The 15,562-nt window shown below is 70.4% G+C and carries 13 protein-coding genes; 11 read left to right on the top strand and 2 right to left on the bottom strand.

Going from position 1 to position 15,562, the window contains the following annotated elements; genetic code table 11:
* From ACWDX9_RS48490 to ACWDX9_RS48475, 4 genes are all read left to right on the top strand, one after another.
* Positions 1-418 (top strand): hypothetical protein (locus ACWDX9_RS48490; protein WP_449967666.1); only part of this gene is annotated, 418 nt, incomplete at its 5' end.
* 549 nt (positions 419-967) lie between these two features.
* Positions 968-1,729, top strand: a complete 762-nt coding sequence (locus ACWDX9_RS48485; RefSeq protein ID WP_449967663.1) for a phosphotransferase — start codon at positions 968-970, stop codon at positions 1,727-1,729.
* A 193-nt stretch (positions 1,730-1,922) separates the two neighbouring features.
* Positions 1,923-3,014, top strand: a complete 1,092-nt coding sequence (locus ACWDX9_RS48480) for a HesA/MoeB/ThiF family protein (protein WP_449967659.1) — start codon at positions 1,923-1,925, stop codon at positions 3,012-3,014.
* An 80-nt stretch (positions 3,015-3,094) separates the two neighbouring features.
* The gene (locus tag ACWDX9_RS48475; protein ID WP_449967657.1) at positions 3,095-3,823 is read left to right on the top strand and encodes an NAD-dependent epimerase/dehydratase family protein; all 729 of its coding nucleotides are present in this window, start codon (positions 3,095-3,097) and stop codon (positions 3,821-3,823) included.
* Between the two features lie 7 nt (positions 3,824-3,830).
* On the opposite strand, the gene ACWDX9_RS48470 is transcribed toward ACWDX9_RS48475, so the two are convergent.
* Together ACWDX9_RS48470 and ACWDX9_RS48465 are read right to left on the bottom strand one after the other, a co-directional pair.
* On the bottom strand, positions 3,831-5,582 hold the full coding sequence (locus ACWDX9_RS48470; RefSeq protein WP_449967654.1) for an ABC transporter ATP-binding protein: 1,752 nt from the start codon (positions 5,580-5,582) through the stop codon (positions 3,831-3,833).
* Positions 5,579-7,357, bottom strand: a complete 1,779-nt coding sequence (locus ACWDX9_RS48465; RefSeq protein WP_449967651.1) for an ABC transporter ATP-binding protein — start codon at positions 7,355-7,357, stop codon at positions 5,579-5,581. The genes ACWDX9_RS48470 and ACWDX9_RS48465 overlap by 4 nt, the downstream gene beginning before the upstream one ends.
* Positions 7,358-7,657: 300 nt before the next feature.
* On the opposite strand from ACWDX9_RS48465, the gene ACWDX9_RS48460 reads away from it, so the two are divergent.
* Genes ACWDX9_RS48460 through ACWDX9_RS48430 form a run of 7 tightly spaced genes read left to right on the top strand, consistent with a single transcriptional unit; the run spans position 7,658 to position 15,362 of the window.
* Entirely contained in the window at positions 7,658-9,391 is a 1,734-nt protein-coding gene (locus ACWDX9_RS48460; RefSeq protein ID WP_449967649.1) for a condensation domain-containing protein, read from the top strand.
* Entirely contained in the window at positions 9,388-10,851 is a 1,464-nt protein-coding gene (locus tag ACWDX9_RS48455) for an AMP-binding protein (RefSeq protein WP_449967647.1), read from the top strand. The genes ACWDX9_RS48460 and ACWDX9_RS48455 overlap by 4 nt, the downstream gene beginning before the upstream one ends.
* Positions 10,841-11,860: a MupA/Atu3671 family FMN-dependent luciferase-like monooxygenase gene (locus tag ACWDX9_RS48450; protein ID WP_449967644.1), complete on the top strand. Its 1,020-nt coding sequence runs from the start codon at positions 10,841-10,843 to the stop codon at positions 11,858-11,860. Before ACWDX9_RS48455 ends, ACWDX9_RS48450 begins: the two co-directional genes overlap by 11 nt.
* Complete coding sequence (locus ACWDX9_RS48445) at positions 11,860-12,828, top strand: phosphotransferase family protein (protein WP_449967642.1); 969 nt, start codon at positions 11,860-11,862, stop codon at positions 12,826-12,828. The genes ACWDX9_RS48450 and ACWDX9_RS48445 overlap by 1 nt, the downstream gene beginning before the upstream one ends.
* 13 nt (positions 12,829-12,841) lie before the next feature.
* Positions 12,842-14,041 carry a radical SAM protein gene (locus tag ACWDX9_RS48440; RefSeq protein WP_449967639.1) on the top strand — a complete coding sequence of 400 codons (1,200 nt, stop codon included), beginning with the start codon at positions 12,842-12,844 and terminating at the stop codon, positions 14,039-14,041.
* A gap of 5 nt (positions 14,042-14,046) precedes the next feature.
* Entirely contained in the window at positions 14,047-14,304 is a 258-nt protein-coding gene (locus tag ACWDX9_RS48435) for an acyl carrier protein (protein WP_350740127.1), read from the top strand.
* Positions 14,301-15,362 (top strand): hypothetical protein, encoded by a 1,062-nt coding sequence (locus ACWDX9_RS48430; protein ID WP_449967636.1) that lies wholly within the window; start codon positions 14,301-14,303, stop codon positions 15,360-15,362. Before ACWDX9_RS48435 ends, ACWDX9_RS48430 begins: the two co-directional genes overlap by 4 nt.
* Positions 15,363-15,562 lie beyond the last annotated feature (200 nt).

Raw genomic sequence — 15,562 nt, 5'->3', positions numbered from 1 at the left:
TGAGAGGTGTGCTCTTCCGCTCGGGGCGGCCGCCCGCCCCGCCGCCGCCGCCGAGCACGACGACCTGGAGCGGCGGGCCCGCGACGTCCTCCACGGCGCGGCCGCCATGCACGGGGTCACCGTGGACATCGCCAGAACCGGCTGGGCGACCAGCGCGACCACCGACGGCGCGATCCTCGCCAGGATCGAGACCCTCGCCCCGAGCCACGGCCTGGGTCTTCTGCCGCCGCGTCCCCTGCGCGCGAGCGATGACGCGACGCTGTTCATGCGGCGCGTCCAGGAACGCGGCGGGCTCGCCGGATACCTGCTCGTGGGCGCCGGAACGTACGGACCGCATCATTCGCCGACCTTCGACCTGGACGAGGCCGCGCTGGCCCCGGCCGCCGACCTCCTGGCCGCGCTCATCCGATCCTGGTGACGTCGCCCGGGCTCGCCGGCGGGCGCCACCGCTTGCCGCCCGCGCCCAGGAGGTAGGCGGCGGTCTGGCTCACCAGGGGGTCGGGCGATTGCGCGGCTGCCACGTGCAGCCTGGCCTCCACTTCGGCCCACGGGGAGATGTCGCGATCGGCGTCGAGCCGCTACACGTTCCCGAACAACGCGATGACGCTGCCCATGATCAGCTCCGTGGTCATCCACTCCAGCACGTAGACGCTCCACGCCAACAGCCCGTAACCGGCGAGCGCCGCCACGCACAAGACGGAGAAGCCGGCGGCGCCGGTCCGGCGGCCGCGCTGATCAAGGGGGGGACGTCATGGCGCCGATGATCGCATGTCATCGCGCCCTTCACGGGATCGTGGACAGCCTCGGGCGAGAAAATTAGGGTGGAGGTCGCTGGCCGACACATGGCTGACCCCGGGGACCGGTGATATGCGGATTTTGCGGCAAATCTGGCCGGCCGTTCCCAGCCGTCACCCCCGCCCGGACCCCGTACGCGCACTCGCCGCCGAGATCGCGGCCCGGGACGGCCATGGCCGCTGACCGGCTCATGGGCGGCAACGACCAGGCCGTGGTGCGGATCGGCGCCACGGTGCGGCGGCCGGTGCGTGCGTGGTCGGCGTCGGTCCACGAGCTCCTGCGGCACCTGGAGCGCAAGGAGTTCGGCGGCGCTCCCCGCGTCCTGGGCGTGGACGCGGAGGGCCGGGAGATCCTCACCTACCTGGTGGGCGAGATCGCCGGCGCGCCGCCGTGGCCCGCGTGGGCGTGGAGCGAGGACGCGCTGGTCCAGGTGGCCCGCTGGCTGCGCGACTACCACGAGGCCGTGGCCGACTACGTGCCCGCTCCCACGGCGCGCTGGCGGCTCGGCGGATCCTGGACCCCGGGAACGATCATCGCGCACAACGACGCCGGGCCGTTCAACGCCGCGTGGCACGAGGGCAGGCTGACCGGCTTCTTCGACTGGGACTTCGCCGGGCCGGTCACACCGGGCTCGGACGTGGCGTGGGTGGCCATCGCCTGGGTACCGCTGTACGCCCGGCGCGCGGCGACGGCCGACGGCTTCCGCGACGACGCCGCCCGGCCGGAGCGGCTGCGCCTGTTCCTCGAGGAGTACGGCTGGCGCGGCGGCCCCGAGGAGATCGTCCGCGAGGCGCAGGCGCGCCTGCGCGTGCGGGCCGGACAGATACGCAGATATGGCCGCGGCCCCGACGAGCTTTACGTCCAGCTGTACGAAGGCGGCGTCGCCGACGACCTCGACCAGGCGATTCAGGAGTTGTCCGAGTTTCCCTTGTAAAAAATTCTGTCATGGAGAGAATGCAGTGAAGGAATCCGTCCGGACGTAAGGTGGGGCCATGCGAAGACGTCCTGTCATGGTGAAGCTCGAAGAGACGAGCATGCGCGTCGGCGCCGTCACCGCGTCTAATTCCGCCGGCAACTGACAGCGTGCGGGTGAGGTGTTTCCACCTCACCCGCACTCGGAGGACCACGTGACGGATTGGCGCCCTCGCCTGCGGGAAAGCGTGATCGTCCAGACCGAGGGCGACGAACTGCTCTTCCTCTGCACGGCGGACAGAACGGTGAAGAGATTCGCCGCCGACGCCTTTGTGAAACGGGTGATAACACTTCTGGACGGCACTCGCACATATGCCGAGATCGAGCGGTCCGTCGGTGACTCGCAGCCGCTCGGCGAGGTGCTGCAAATCCTCACGGAAGAGCGGCTGCTGAGCCGGGTCGGCCACCTCGAGGGGTCGTTCGCGCGGCTCGGCGACGATCGCGCCCAATTCTACGACCGCCAATTGCGGCTGCTCCAGGATTTCTGCGACCAGGGCCTCACCGACCTTTCCAGCGGCGTGCAGTTGCAGGAGCGCGTCGACCGCTCGACCGCGGTGGTGTGCGGGGTCGGCGGGCTCGGCGGCTGGGTCGCGCTCTCCCTGGCGAACGCGGGTGTCGGCACCATCCGCTTATGTGACTTCGATCGGGTCGAGCCGTCGAACCTGACCCGGCAGACCCTGTTCTGCGTCGCCGACGTGGGAGCGTCCAAGGTCGAGGCGGCCGCGGCCAGGCTGCGCGCCGCCAATCCCTTCGTCACGGTCGAGACGTTCGACCGGCGCGTCACCTCCGCCGCCGACCTCGCCGACCTGGTGGACGGCGCGGACATCGTGATCAACGCGATCGACCTGCCCACGCCCAACGACACGTCCACCTGGGTCAGCGAGGCCTGCTGGCCGGACGTCCCGCACATCCTGGGCACCGGGTACGCGTACCACATCGGGGTGCTCGGCACGACGGTCCTGCCCGGGGAGACCGCGTGCTGGACGTGCGTCCGCGCCGAGACCTTCGCCGATCACGGGCGCGGCCGGATGGAGTCGCTGGTCGGCAAGAGGCAGAAGGCGGGCGCCATCGGGGCGCTGTGCGGGCTGGTCGGCACGATTCTGGCCTGGGAGGCGATCCGGGTCCTGACGGGGTTGCCCCCGGCGCTGAGCGGGCGGTGGAGCGAGGTGGACTTCTGGCCGCTGGAGATCCGCTCGCGGCCCATCCCGAAGCGGCCCGACTGCCCGAACTGCGGAGAAGCTCCCTGACGGGAAACGGGAAACAACGCCGTGAATCCAGGTCGGGAAAACCTCGCCGAATGCCCTTCTTCATACGAGAATAGATTTCCATGGAGGTCGTCGGCGACGGAATGATTGCCCGGGCGTTCGTCAATTCACCGATGAAGATGGACGGCACGGTGGTGTTCGCCGCCGGGGTGTCGCGGTCGACCACCACCGAAGCGACGGAGTTTCATCGGGAAGCCGCTCTGCTCCGTGAGGCGGTGCGCGACGCCCGCCGGCTCCTCTATTTCTCCACGGCGTCGGCACATCTCTACGGGAACGGCGACGGATCGCCGCGTTCGGAAGAGGACCCGGTTCATCCCACCACCGCGTACGGGCGCCACAAGGCGAAGATGGAGAAGGCGATACGGGCGTCCGGGGTGGACCATCTCATCCTCCGGGTGACGGAGGTCGTCGGGCCGCACCAACGGGGGCATCAGCTGCTGCCCGCACTGGTTTCCCAGGTCAACGACGGCGTGGTGACCGTCTACCGGGGCGCGCGCCGCGATCTCATCGACGTCGCCGACCTCGTGACCATCGCCGCCGAACTCCTCTCCGGCGGCCTTCGTCACGCGACGGTCAATGTCGCCTCGGGCCATCCGGTGACCGCCGAGGAAATCGTCTCCTATCTGATGACATTGTCCGGCCGGTCCGTCACCAAGGTCTATGTGGACACCCCGGCCAACGACTACAACGTCTCGACGAAGAGAATGGCGCAGCACGCGCCGTCCACGGCCCGGATGGGTTTCTCGCCGACCTACTACCGAAGCGTCATCGACCGCTATTACCGTTTCTGAAGAAAGTTCAGGCGTGCGCGGCGGCGTGAATGCCGTAGAGATCCGCGTACATGCCGTTCCGGGTGAGCAGTTCGTCATGTCTGCCGCACTCCACCAGCTTTCCCGCCGCCATCACCAGAATGAGGTCGGCGTCGGCCACGGTGGAGAAACGGTGGGAGACGATGACGCTGATCGCTCCGTTCAGGGCCGCGAGTTCGCGGGAACGCCGCGCGTAGCGGCCGAAGATGGCGTGCTCGCTCGGGGCGTCCAGGGAGGCGGTGGGCTCGTCCAGGACGAACAGCAGGGGCCGGGCCCGTGCGCCGGAGCGGGCGAGCGCCACCTTCTGCCACTGGCCCTCCGACAGCTCGATCCCGCCGAAGCGGCGGCCGAGCTCGGTGGCGGGGCCGTCGGGCAGGCGGGAGACCAGCGCTTCGGCGTCGGCGTCGCGCACCGTGGAGTTCAGATCGCCCCGGCCGCCCATCAGGACGGAGTCCTCGAAGGTGGTGCAGTAGCGGCCGAAGTCCTGGAAGGCGGCGCTCATCGAGGCCCGCCAGCCGGCGGTGTCCAGGGCCGACAGCTCCACGTCGTCGACCAGGATGCTGCCCGAGTCGGGGGCGTACATCTTCGCCAGGAGCTTGACCAGCGTGGTCTTGCCGGAACCGTACTCGCCGACCACCGCGACCACCGCTCCGGCGGGCAGGTGCACGGACAGGTCCTCGAGGACGGGCTCGGTGGTCCCGGGGTAGGTGAAGGACACGTTCCGCAGCTCGATCCCGCGCCGCAGCCGGACGGGCGGGGCCGCGTCGGCGGTGTCGCGGTGCGTCCGGGCGTACTCCATGAGCCACAGGTAGGGCCGCAGCAGCCGGCGGTACCCGCCGACCTGCATGGATCGGTGCAGCGCGTGCTCGACCACGTTGCGGAACTGGACGCCCATGGAGACGGCCAGGATGATGTCCCCCGGGTGGCCCGCCGCCGTGACCAGGAAGATCGCCAGGGTGAAACCGGCGCCGAAGACCAGCCAGCCCGCCGACGACCAGCCGGCGGCGACCAGGGCGGCGCGGGCGCGTGAGCGCGTCACCCGGTCCCAGGCTTCGGCCTGCAGCCTGAGCGCCTCCGCCGCGGCGCCGTAGACGCGCAGCTCCTTCAGCGCGGCCGGGTTCACGCAGATGTCGTCGTACAGGTCCCGGTGGAGGCGCAGGTCCTCCGCCGACTCCATGTCCTCTTCGGCGATCTTCCTGCGGCCGTGCCGTTCCATGGCCAGCTGTACGGCGGCGCACGGCAGCAGCGCGAGCAGCCAGGGGTTCACCCCGCCCAGCACCGCGAGCGCCACCAGCAGCCCGATCGTGGCGGCGACGGCCTGGAGGACCGCCCACGCCCAGTCCACCACCGCGCCGGACTGGCCGCGCAACGTGGTGACCCGGTCCAGGAACTCGGGCTCCTCCAGATGTCCCACCTGCGGCAGTTCGGCGCAGGCGCGCAGGATCCGGGGCTCCACCTCGGTGAGGCTGATCCGCTCCACCAGGTGGATGGTCCGCAGGTAGGCGATGTGCTCGACGCCGAGGTTGAGGGTCAGCACCAGCGCGGCGCCCAGCGCCGCCACGCCTATCGCGGTGGCGGTGCCCGCCTGGGTGGCCTCCACCAGCGCGCGCAGCGTGAGCCCCACCGCCGCGAACATGACCGTCGAGGCCACATGCCAGCCGATCAGGAAGGCCGTCGCCCCGGGATGGCGCTGCCGGCACAGCACGATCAGCTCACGCCACAGGCGCGCGTACTCCCTCACGCGAGATCTCCTTCGTCCAGCCGGTCGTCGTATCCCTGGCTGAAGCGCTGGGCTTGAAGCGCGTACATGGTGGCGTACTGCCCGCCCTCGGCCATGAGCTCCTCATGCGTCCCGGACTCGGTGATCCGGCCGCCGTCGAGCAGCACGATCCGGTCCGCCTGCCGTACCGTCGAGAGGCGGTGCGAGATCAGCACCACGCTGATCCCCTCGGTGATGTCCGGCAGCCGCTGGAAGAGATCGTGCTCGGTGCGGACGTCCAGGTGGGCCGTGGGCTCGTCCAGCACCAGGATCCTGGCCCCCCGGCGGGTGGCGTAGAGCGCGCGGGCGAGCGCGACCTGTTGCCACTGGCCGCCCGACAGGTCCACCCCCGCGGTACGGCTGCGCGACAGCGGCGTGTCGTACCCGCCGGACAGCCGGCTCACCACGGGGACCAGCCCGGCGTCCCGGACGACGCCGGAGAGCAGATCGGGGTCGGCGGCCCCGAGGGCGATGTTGTCGCGCAGGGAGAGGGGGTACTTCAGGAAGTCCTGGAACACCACGCTCAGCCGGGACTGCCAGTCGGGGATGTCCGCGATGTCCGTCCCGTCGGCGAGGATCCTGCCCGAGTCGGGCCGGTACAGCCCGGCCAGCAGCTTGGTCAGCGTCGACTTGCCCGCGCCGTTGAGCCCGACCAGCGCCAGCGACTCCCCCGGCCTGATCTCCAGGTCGACGCCGTTGAGCACCTGCCGGCCCGGGTAGCCGAAGCGTACGTTCTCGAAGCGCAGCAGCGGCGGCGGGCCCGCGGGGGTTTCGGCGTGCGCGCGTAGCGGGATCGGCGCGGGGTTGATCCGCTCCAGCTCAGCGGCGGCCCGCCTGACCGGCCGGGCCCCTTCGAGGGAGATCACGTCGTCGGTCCTGATGGCCACGCTGAACACCGACCAGGCCGCGGTGACCACGGCCACCTCCAGCGCGATGGTGCCCTGACCGGCCGCCGTGCCGAGGGCCACCCAGGTGAAGGCCACGGTGCATCCGGCCAGCGGGAGGAGCAGCGCCAGCCACAGTTGGCGCAGCACCCGCCGATCGTCCTCCCACACGGGGTCCACGTGGGTGCGCATGTCACGCGTGTAGTGCCCGAGCAGCCATTCGCCCGCTCCGAAGACGCGCAGCTCCCGGCCCGCCGCCGGCGTGGTGGCGACCTCGCCCCAGTACTTCCACCGCCGGTGGTACAGGACGCCCTCCACCCAGATCCGGAAATGCCGGACCCACTGGCGGCCGTGCATCATGCGGAAGCACACCGCCGGGATGACCGTCGCCGGCACCAGCCACCACGACCACCAGGCCAGCACCACCGCGGACGACGCCATCCCGACGGCATGGCCCACCAGCTCCAGCCGGCTCACGGCGCCGTCGCCCGACGTCCTGTCGACCCAGTCCCGCGGCTCCGCCGTGGTCGTCTTCACCCGGTCCTGGACGTCCTGCCTCTCGGCCACGTCCACGGTCGGCACGCCCATCACCAGGGCGGCGATCCGCGTGCGGTGCGCGCCGTCGATGCGGTCGGCCGCCAGCCGTCCCACGGGGAACCGGAACGCCAGCGCCAGCTGCCCGGCCAGGACCACGCCGCTCATGAGCAGCACCGGCGCCAGCGCGGATCGGCCGTCCGCCGCCACCAGTTCCTGGACGGCGATCGCGATGCCCGCGGGCACCACCGCATCGATGAGAACCATCACGGTCAACGCGATGGACACCGCCGGGCCCGCGTAGCGGAAGAGCCTCAGCAGGTCCAGCCTTTCTCGCATGGGCATCCCTCAGGCAAGGCCGACGAAAACTTTCCATTCCCTCGCGAAATCTTGCGCAGCGTATGTCCGATTCCGCGGGTCGGTCAATGGAGCTTTCCCGTGCGGCCGGCACCCGCTCCATGTCCTTGACAAGGAATCCGATGGCTCTTGACGATCAAAAAATGCTCACATACGCTCCGGCTAGCTTATCGGGGGCAGTCCGAAAGTTTCGGCAGCTTGGGCTCTGCGGTGGGCTGAATGCAGAGGAACAAGGTCCTTCGGTCCACGCGAAGCACGTGTCTGCGAGGGTGATCTGCGTCGATGCCGAAAGTCTTCACCGCGCTCACTCACGAGCTCACGCTGACCGAGTGCGAACCGATCGCCGTCTCCTTCCAGGGCGATCGCGCCGCTGACGGGCCCCTGACCCTCGGCCAGCTCAACATCCTGCGCTGGCTGGACGGTTTTCCCGATTCGCACGGCTGGATGCGATGGGCGCTGGAATTGCCCGAGGGCGCCGATCTGGACGACGTCACCGAGACCTTCGCCGTTCTGCTGGCCCGCCATGAGGGGCTGCGCTCCACCTACGCGGCCGGCCCTCCCCCGGCCCAGCGGGTCGCCGCGGCGGGCAAGCTGACCATCCACCGCTTCGACGCCGGCGCCGGGCCGGTCGAGTCCGCCGCACTGGCAGCGGAGCTCGGAAACCTCCTGGACACGCGCCCACCGTACAGTCCCAAGACGCATCCGCTGCGCGTCGCCCTGGCCACGCGCGGCGGCAAGGTCCTCGCCGGCGTCATGGACCTCTCTCACCTGACCGCGGATTTCCTCGGCCTCGCCGTCTTCGGCCGCGAGTTCGCGCATCTGGTGCGCCACCCCGCGGAGCGTGCGATCGGGGAGGCCCGTCATCAGCCGCTGGACCAAGCCTGGGCCGAACGGCGTCCACCGCTGGCTCGCCGTACGGCGAGCGCCCTGACGCTGTGGGAGAGCGTGCTGAACCGGGCGCCGCACCACCTCTACACGGCCGCCTCCGCGGGCGCGCCGCGCGACTCGGTCGCCGCCGAACTGTGCTCGCAGGCCGCGGCGACGGCCTTGGCCAAGGTAGAGGCGCGCGTCGGATTCGGGCGCCCGGCGATCGTCCTGGCCGCCATCTGCGCCGTGCTCTCCCAGCGCACCGGGCACTGCGCCGGTGACTTCCTGACGCTTTCCAGCAACCGGTACGACAGCCGTTCGGCGGACTACCTCGGGACTCTCGTGCAGTCGGCCCCCATGCGCGTCGACCTGGAATCCATGAGTTTCGACAAGTGTGTCCATCAAGCGTGGCTGGCGACCGTGAAGGCGGGCAGGCACGGGATCTACGACATCGAGAAACGCTCGCAGATCGCCGCACAGGCCGAGCACCGGCGAGGTGTCCGCTTCTGCTTCGAGCCCCTGTTCAACAATCTCGTGGTGGGCCGGATCGACTCCCAGCCTCCGGAGGCGCCGGCCGAGAGCACTCTCACCTGGACACCCATGGTGGAGACGGACGTCATGCTCAGGTTCGACCTGTTCGCCGCGGAGGAGACGCTCCGCCTGCGGCTGTGGACCGGCCACCTGGACCGGGTCCCCGGGGACGAGCTCGAACGGATCCTGCTGGCGATCGAGAATCTCCTCCTCTCGGCGGCCTCGGAGGACCTGAGCCGCCCGCGGATGGACGAGGTCACCGGGCTGGGCCCGCTTCCACGGGACGGCGACTGGCTGCTGGTCGACTCGTGCTGGATCCAGGTCGGCGAGGTGCAGCGGCTCCTGGACGAGGTGCTCACCCCGCTCCCCGCCCGGGTCTTCCCCGAGGTCCGGGGCGAGCCGCTGGTGGCCTTCCTCGCCCGTGGCCCGCGGGTCCGGTCCGCCGAGGAGGCGCACGCGCTCTGCATGGAGGGCCTGCGCCGCCGTCCCACCGCGATGACACCCCGCCGCTATGTGCTCTGCGATCACGCCCCGGACGACGTGGGCGACCTGGACGCCTGGCTGGGCCGGCCCGTGGTGGCGGAAGGCGCGGGCCGTACGACAGGGCAGCCGGGATGACCGGCGTCGTCGGCCGGTGGATGCGCCACGTCCGGGCCCATCCCCAGGACATCGCGATCCACGCCAGGAAGCGGGTCGCCACCTACCACGACCTCGCCGTCCGGGCCTCGGGACACCTGGCGGAACTCGATGCCGTCCCGGGCGGCGATCCGGTGCTCATCGCGTGCGCCGATCCGGTGGAGACCGTCGCCGCGATGCTCGCGGCCATGGCCTGCGGCCGCGTGTTCGCTCCGGTGGACGTACGAACGCCGCCCGCGCGGCTGGCCATGGCCATCGACGACCTGCGGCCGGGAGCCGTCGTCGTCGATCGGGCCGGAGCTCCGGTCCTCGCAGGGACCGGCAGGAAAGGGTTCCGGACGCTGGACGCCCGGGACGTACGAGATCACGCGGTGGATCCGGCACGATGGAACCCCGCCGAGCAGGACGGCCCCGGCTACGTCTACTTCACCTCGGGGACCACGGGCCGGCCGAAGGGGGTCGTGGGAAGCCTCCCGGCGATCACGCATTTCGTCACCTGGGAGATCGACCTCGTGGGCGCGGGCAGGGGGACGCGCGTCTCCTCGCTCACCTCCGCCGGATTCGACGCCTTCCTGCGCGACGCCTTCGTCCCGCTGTGCTCGGGCGGGACGATGCTCGTGGCCCCGCAGAGCGCCCGCAGCGGCCAGGGGCTCGCCCACTGGCTGGAGACCAACCGCGTGCAGATCCTCCACTGCGTCCCCACGGTCTTCCGCACGCTCCGAGCGGCGGACCTGACGCCCGGGTCGCTGCGCGAGCTGCGCGCCGTCCTGCTGGCGGGAGAGCCGGTACGCCCCTCCGACGTCCGCTCCTGGCAGGAGCTCTTCGGGACGGAGAAGGAGCTGATCAACCTCTACGGCCCGACCGAGACCACGATGACCAAGCTCTTCCACCGGGTCACCACCGCGGACGCGACGGCGGACTCGGTCTCCGTCGGCGTACCGCTCCCAGGTGTGACGGTGCGGCTCCTGGAGTCGGGCGAGGTCGAGCTGCGCACGCCGTTCCCGCTCCACGGCTACCTCGGGGAACGGCAGGGCGGCTTCGACCCGTCCGATCCGCACCGGTTCCGGACGGGCGACCTCGGGCGGTTCCGGCCGGACGGCTCCCTGGAGCTCCTGGGCAGACGCGACCGGCAGGTCAAGGTGAACGGCGTGCGCGTCGAGCTCGACGACGTGGCGAACGTGCTCATGCGCTCTCCCGGGGTCCATGACGCCCACGTCGTCCTCGTGGGTGAGAAGCTCTGCGCGTACGTGGTCGCCGATGACGGCCGCCACGAGCAGGAGGTGCTGCGCCATCTGCGCGAGCATCTCCCACCGGGCGTCGTTCCCACCGTGTTCGTGTGGCTCGACGAGCTGCCACGGACCTTGAGCGGGAAGGTCGACCGCCCCCGGCTGCCCCAGCCTCCGGAGAAGACCCGCGGAAGAGAAAGAGCCGATGCGTTTTAGTCTGTTCTACTTCGCCGACGACAGCACGCAGCCTTCCGCCGACCGCTACGAGCTGCTCCTGGAGGGGGCACGCTACGCGGACGCGCACGGCTTCACGGCCGTGTGGACGCCGGAGCGCCACTTCCACGCCTTCGGCGGGCTCTATCCGAACTCCGCGGTGACCGGCGCGGCCGTCGCCGCGGTCACCGAACGCGTGGCCGTCCGCGCCGGCAGCGTGGTCGCCCCGCTGCATCACCCGATCCGCATCGCGGAGGACTGGGCCGTGGTCGACAACCTGTCCGGCGGACGGGTGGGGGTGTCCTTCGCCTCCGGGTGGCACGCGGTGGATTTCGCCTTCAACCCCGACAGGTACGCCGACAGGACCCGCATCACCGTCGAGACGCTGGAACAGGTCCGCCGCCTGTGGCGGGGGGACGAGGTGAGCGTCGTCACGGGGGTGGGCGAGGAACAGCGGGTCCGCATCTTCCCGCCACCCGTCCAGCCGGAGCTCCCGGTCTGGCTGACGAGCTCCGGCAGCGTCGGGACGTTCCGCACGGCCGGCGCCCTCGGCGTCGGCGTCCTGACCAACCTGCTCAGCCAGAGCGTCGACGAGCTGGCACTCAAGATCAAGGAATACCGCGCGGGACTCGACGGCAGGCCCGGCGACGTGGTGGTGATGCTGCACACCCACCTCGGGCCGCCGACCGACGCGGTGCGGGAGGCGCTGACGGCGTACGTCCGGAGCTCGGTCGGCCTGCACCTCGGTTCGAGCGCCGGCTCGGCGCGCGACGTCGACCCCGCCGCGCTCGGCCCCAAGGCTGTCGAGTTCATGACGCGCAGAACCGTCAAACGGTTCTTCGACGAGGCGGGCCTGCTGGGCGAGCCGGCCGTCGCGGCGGAACGGGTCCGCCGGCTGGCGGCGATCGGCGTGGACGAGATCGCCTGCCTCATCGACTTCGGCCTGGAGGCGTCCGCGGTCCTCGGGAGCCTGGACCTGCTGGGCAAGCTGCTGGACAGCGGTGATCACTGATGGACGCGCACACCAAGAGGCGCCTGCCCGAGGCCGAGGTCAAGGGCCTCGTCCAGCGCGCCCTCGGACGCCGCGCCGTCGCCGCGCGAGAGCTGGGAGCGGGTACGTTCGCCGCGCTGTGGCGCGTCCGGCTGGACGGCGGTTCCGAGGTCGTCCTCAAGCTCAGCCCTCCCGGCGATGCCGGGCTCCTCGCCTACGAGCGCGACATCATCCGGACGGAGGCGCTGTTCTACCCCCTCTCCGAGGGGGCCGGCGTCCCGCAGCCCCGGTTGCTCCACGCCTGCCTCGATGGCCCCGTACCGCATCTGATCATGACCGCGGTCGAGGGAGTCCCCTGGTCGGACGTGGCCGAGCGGCTGGCCGAGGAGGAGTCCCGGCAGTTGCGCTCCACGCTCGGGCAGTACGTCGCCGCGCTGCATCGCATCAAGGGGACGGAGTTCGGCTACCCGCATCTGCCCGGGATGAGGGCCGCCACCTGGCGGGAGGCCTTCCTGGCCATGCTCGACGGCCTCCTCGCCGACGCCGTCCGGTTCGACGCCGACCTTCCCTGGCCGGCCGGCGAGATCGCGCGTGCCGTACGGGCCGACGCCGGCGCGCTCGACGAGGTCACCGAGCCCGCCCTGGTCCATTTCGACCTGTGGCCCGGCAACATCCTGCTGGACCTCGACCGCCGGCCGCCGCGCATCGCGGCGCTGATCGATCACGAACGGGCGTTCTGGGGGGATCCGCTGGCCGACTTCGTCTCCCTCGACGTGTACGGCCGAGCCGAGCACGACCCGGACCTGCTGCGGGGCTACCGGCAGGCCGGCGGACGCCTCGAGCTCACCAGGAGCGCGCGCACCCGGCTCGCCCTCTACCGGACCTACCTCTACCTGATCATGATCATCGAGGAGAAGCCCCGGGGATTCGATGACGCCGACCGCCATGACCACGTCGTGAAAGGGCTCCTCGAACAGCTGATCCGCTGAACCGCGCAGGGAGATGACCAAGGTGGAAAGAAAGCTGACGGAGAATCGATCCAGCAGGACGCTGACCCCGGCCGAGTTCGCCGACGTCCGGCGCAAGCTCACGGTGCGGTCGCGGACCAGGAGGGGGGTCGGAGCCGATCCCGGCTATGCGACCGACCTGCCCGGCGAGCTCAGCCTGCAGCTCACCTACTCCTGCAATCTGCGCTGCGACCACTGTTTCCAGTGGAACGACCAGGGCTTCCTGCGCGACTACAGCAGAGACCGGGTCACCGCCGAGCTGGACATCGAGGTGCTCGAACGGCTGCTCCGCGAGACGGACGAGACCAGGCCCAAGACCTGGCTGTGGGGCGGCGAGCCGCTGATGTACCGCCGCCTGCCCGAACTGGTCGAGCTCCTTCTCCGCTACCCCCGCAAGGTCAACATCTGCACGAACGGCCTCCTCATCGAGCGCAACCTGGAGCACCTGCTCAAGCTCGGCAGCAACCTCAACCTGACGGTCAGCCTCGACGGGCTCGAAGCCGACCACGAGGCGCTGCGCGGACCGAGGTCGTTCTCCAGGACGGAACGCAACCTCAAGACCCTGCTCGACCTGCGCAGGAGCGGGGAGTACCAGGGCGAGGTGACCGTCAACTCCATGGTCAGCAACGCGACGGCGGGCCGCCTGTACGAGTTCATGGAGTGGGCCGAGGAGCTGGAGCTCCACTCGGTCTTCTTCCAGCTGCCCTGGTGGATCACTCCCGAGGCCGCCGCGCGGATGGACGAGGTGTACGCGCGCGACTTCGCCTGGCTCAACGCGCCTCCTCCACCCGGGCAGGCCACCTGGCACTCCTACACCTACCACCTCGAACCGGACAACATCCCCGTCCTGCTGGAGTCGATGAGAAGGCTCGCCGGACGCGTGTGGAAGCCCTGGATCCGCTACACGCCCGAGGTGACGCTCGACGACGTCACCGACTTCGCCCTCGGCCGCAGCCGGCTGGTCGCGGGCAAGTCCACCTGCCTGGCGGTCTCCAGCCGGCTGGAGGTGCACGCCGACGGCAAGGTCAGCTCGTGCAAGTTCTTCCCCGAGTTCATCGTCGGGGACATCAGGGACGGGACTCTGGCGGAGGTCTGGCACAGCCCCGCCTTCCGCCGGGTGCGCACCACGCTGCGCGCGACGGGCCTGATGCCCGTCTGCTCGAAGTGCTCATCGCTCTACGAAAACGGAGTGTGAACGAGATGGACGACCTCCTGCCGCAGATCAAGTCGATGCTGGCCGAGGCCCTGGGCGACGACTGGGCCGCGGAGGAGCTCGGCGACGACGCGGACATCATCCGCGAGCTGGGCATGGACTCCATCCAGTTGATCAACTTCCTGTTCATGGTCGAGGAGCGGTTCGACGTGGAGCTCGACTTCGACCGGCTGGACATCGAGGGGCTGTACTCCATCCGCGCCTTCTGCGGTTTCGTCCTGTCGCATGTCAACGCCCTGGCATGATCGCGATCCTGACAGGCGGCCCGGGGCTCGGCGCCCACGTCACCGGCCTGCTGCTCAGACGACGGCTCAAGGAGCTCGGGGCACCTAGCGAGGTCTTCCTGGCCGAGGCGTTCTGGCAGCCCGAACGGCGCGAGAGGATCTCCGCCAGCAAGGAGGCGTACCAGCGGGACTTCCGTCTCGCCCGGGTCGGCCAGCGCCTTTTCCGCAACCTGTCGGACGCCTTCGACCCGATGCTGATCGAATCGGCGAAGAAGCGCTGGCATGACGACGCGGTCCACCGTTTCGTCGTCTTCAGCGGTCTCTGGCTGCCCGTCGTGGAGAGTTACGCGGAGGAGTTCGGGGCGGTACCCGTTGACGTGTGCCACGCCGACTCGGCCAACTCCCCGTCCTTCGCCCGCCGGGCCGAGTCACTGGGCAGGCACCGGGAGGTGTGGCTGTTCGACTCCGCCGGCAACGACATCCCCTGGACGATCAGGGCCACCACCGAGCCGCCGCTGCGCTGGGAGGATCGGGACAGGCGCGTCCTGGCGCACGGCGGCGGCTGGTCGATGGGCACGTACCTGGAGCGGGCCGCCGAGCTGACCGCCGCGGGCCTGCCCCTCGACCTCGTGGTGCGCGACGTCGGCGAGGCCCCCGGCCTCGCTCCCGGCTCGCGTCGCTTCATGATGGATCCCTCCTGGAATCCCTGGCACGACGACGGCTTCCCGCCCTTCGGCGAGATCGTCGCCGACGCGCCCCCCGTGTACGAGCAGGCCGAGGACCATCACCAGGCACTCGACCTGACCAGGCACGCCGTGGCGATCATGGCCAAGCTGGGCGGAGGCACGATCCTCGACGCGTTCACCGCGGCGACGCCGATCATCTGCCTGGAGGGGTACGGCGAGCACGAGGATCGTAACGTGCAGTTCTGCGTCAACCTGGGCATCGGCATCTCGTTCGAGACGTGGCGGGACACCGGCTTCTCGCTGGAGCCGCTCGCGCGGATGCACCGCCGCCTGCTCGACCTGCACGACCGGCCCCGTGATTACGCGCGGGAGCTGGCGGCGGTTGCCAGCTGATCGCCGTGCTCGCTCCCCCGTCACGAGCCGCCCGGCATCACCTCGGGCAGCTTCGGGGGCCGATGTCCTGCCCGGCGCCGACGACGGTGACCTGGGCTGCAGGGATTTCCGGTGCCAGGGCGGCGGCCGTGCAGACGATCTGGTCGATGGCCAGTGCGGGTAGTTGGCTTGGCGGGGTGGACAGGGTCACCACCAGGTGG

Source organism: Nonomuraea sp. NPDC003201, assembly GCF_053590415.1.
This window is presented reverse-complemented; position numbering and strand designations above follow the sequence as displayed.

What these genes read in the sequence shown, in the direction of transcription:
- ACWDX9_RS48465 (WP_449967651.1), bottom strand. Translation starts at nt 7,357, where the DNA reads ATGCGAGAAAGGCTGGACCTGCTGAGGCTCTTCCGCTACGCGGGCCCG.
- ACWDX9_RS48440 (WP_449967639.1), top strand. Translation starts at nt 12,842, where the DNA reads ATGACCAAGGTGGAAAGAAAGCTGACGGAGAATCGATCCAGCAGGACG.
- ACWDX9_RS48460 (WP_449967649.1), top strand. Translation starts at nt 7,658, where the DNA reads ATGCCGAAAGTCTTCACCGCGCTCACTCACGAGCTCACGCTGACCGAG.
- ACWDX9_RS48450 (WP_449967644.1), top strand. Translation starts at nt 10,841, where the DNA reads ATGCGTTTTAGTCTGTTCTACTTCGCCGACGACAGCACGCAGCCTTCC.
- ACWDX9_RS48445 (WP_449967642.1), top strand. Translation starts at nt 11,860, where the DNA reads ATGGACGCGCACACCAAGAGGCGCCTGCCCGAGGCCGAGGTCAAGGGC.
- ACWDX9_RS48485 (WP_449967663.1), top strand. Translation starts at nt 968, where the DNA reads ATGGCCGCTGACCGGCTCATGGGCGGCAACGACCAGGCCGTGGTGCGG.
- ACWDX9_RS48475 (WP_449967657.1), top strand. Translation starts at nt 3,095, where the DNA reads ATGGAGGTCGTCGGCGACGGAATGATTGCCCGGGCGTTCGTCAATTCA.
- ACWDX9_RS48430 (WP_449967636.1), top strand. Translation starts at nt 14,301, where the DNA reads ATGATCGCGATCCTGACAGGCGGCCCGGGGCTCGGCGCCCACGTCACC.
- ACWDX9_RS48435 (WP_350740127.1), top strand. Translation starts at nt 14,047, where the DNA reads ATGGACGACCTCCTGCCGCAGATCAAGTCGATGCTGGCCGAGGCCCTG.
- ACWDX9_RS48455 (WP_449967647.1), top strand. Translation starts at nt 9,388, where the DNA reads ATGACCGGCGTCGTCGGCCGGTGGATGCGCCACGTCCGGGCCCATCCC.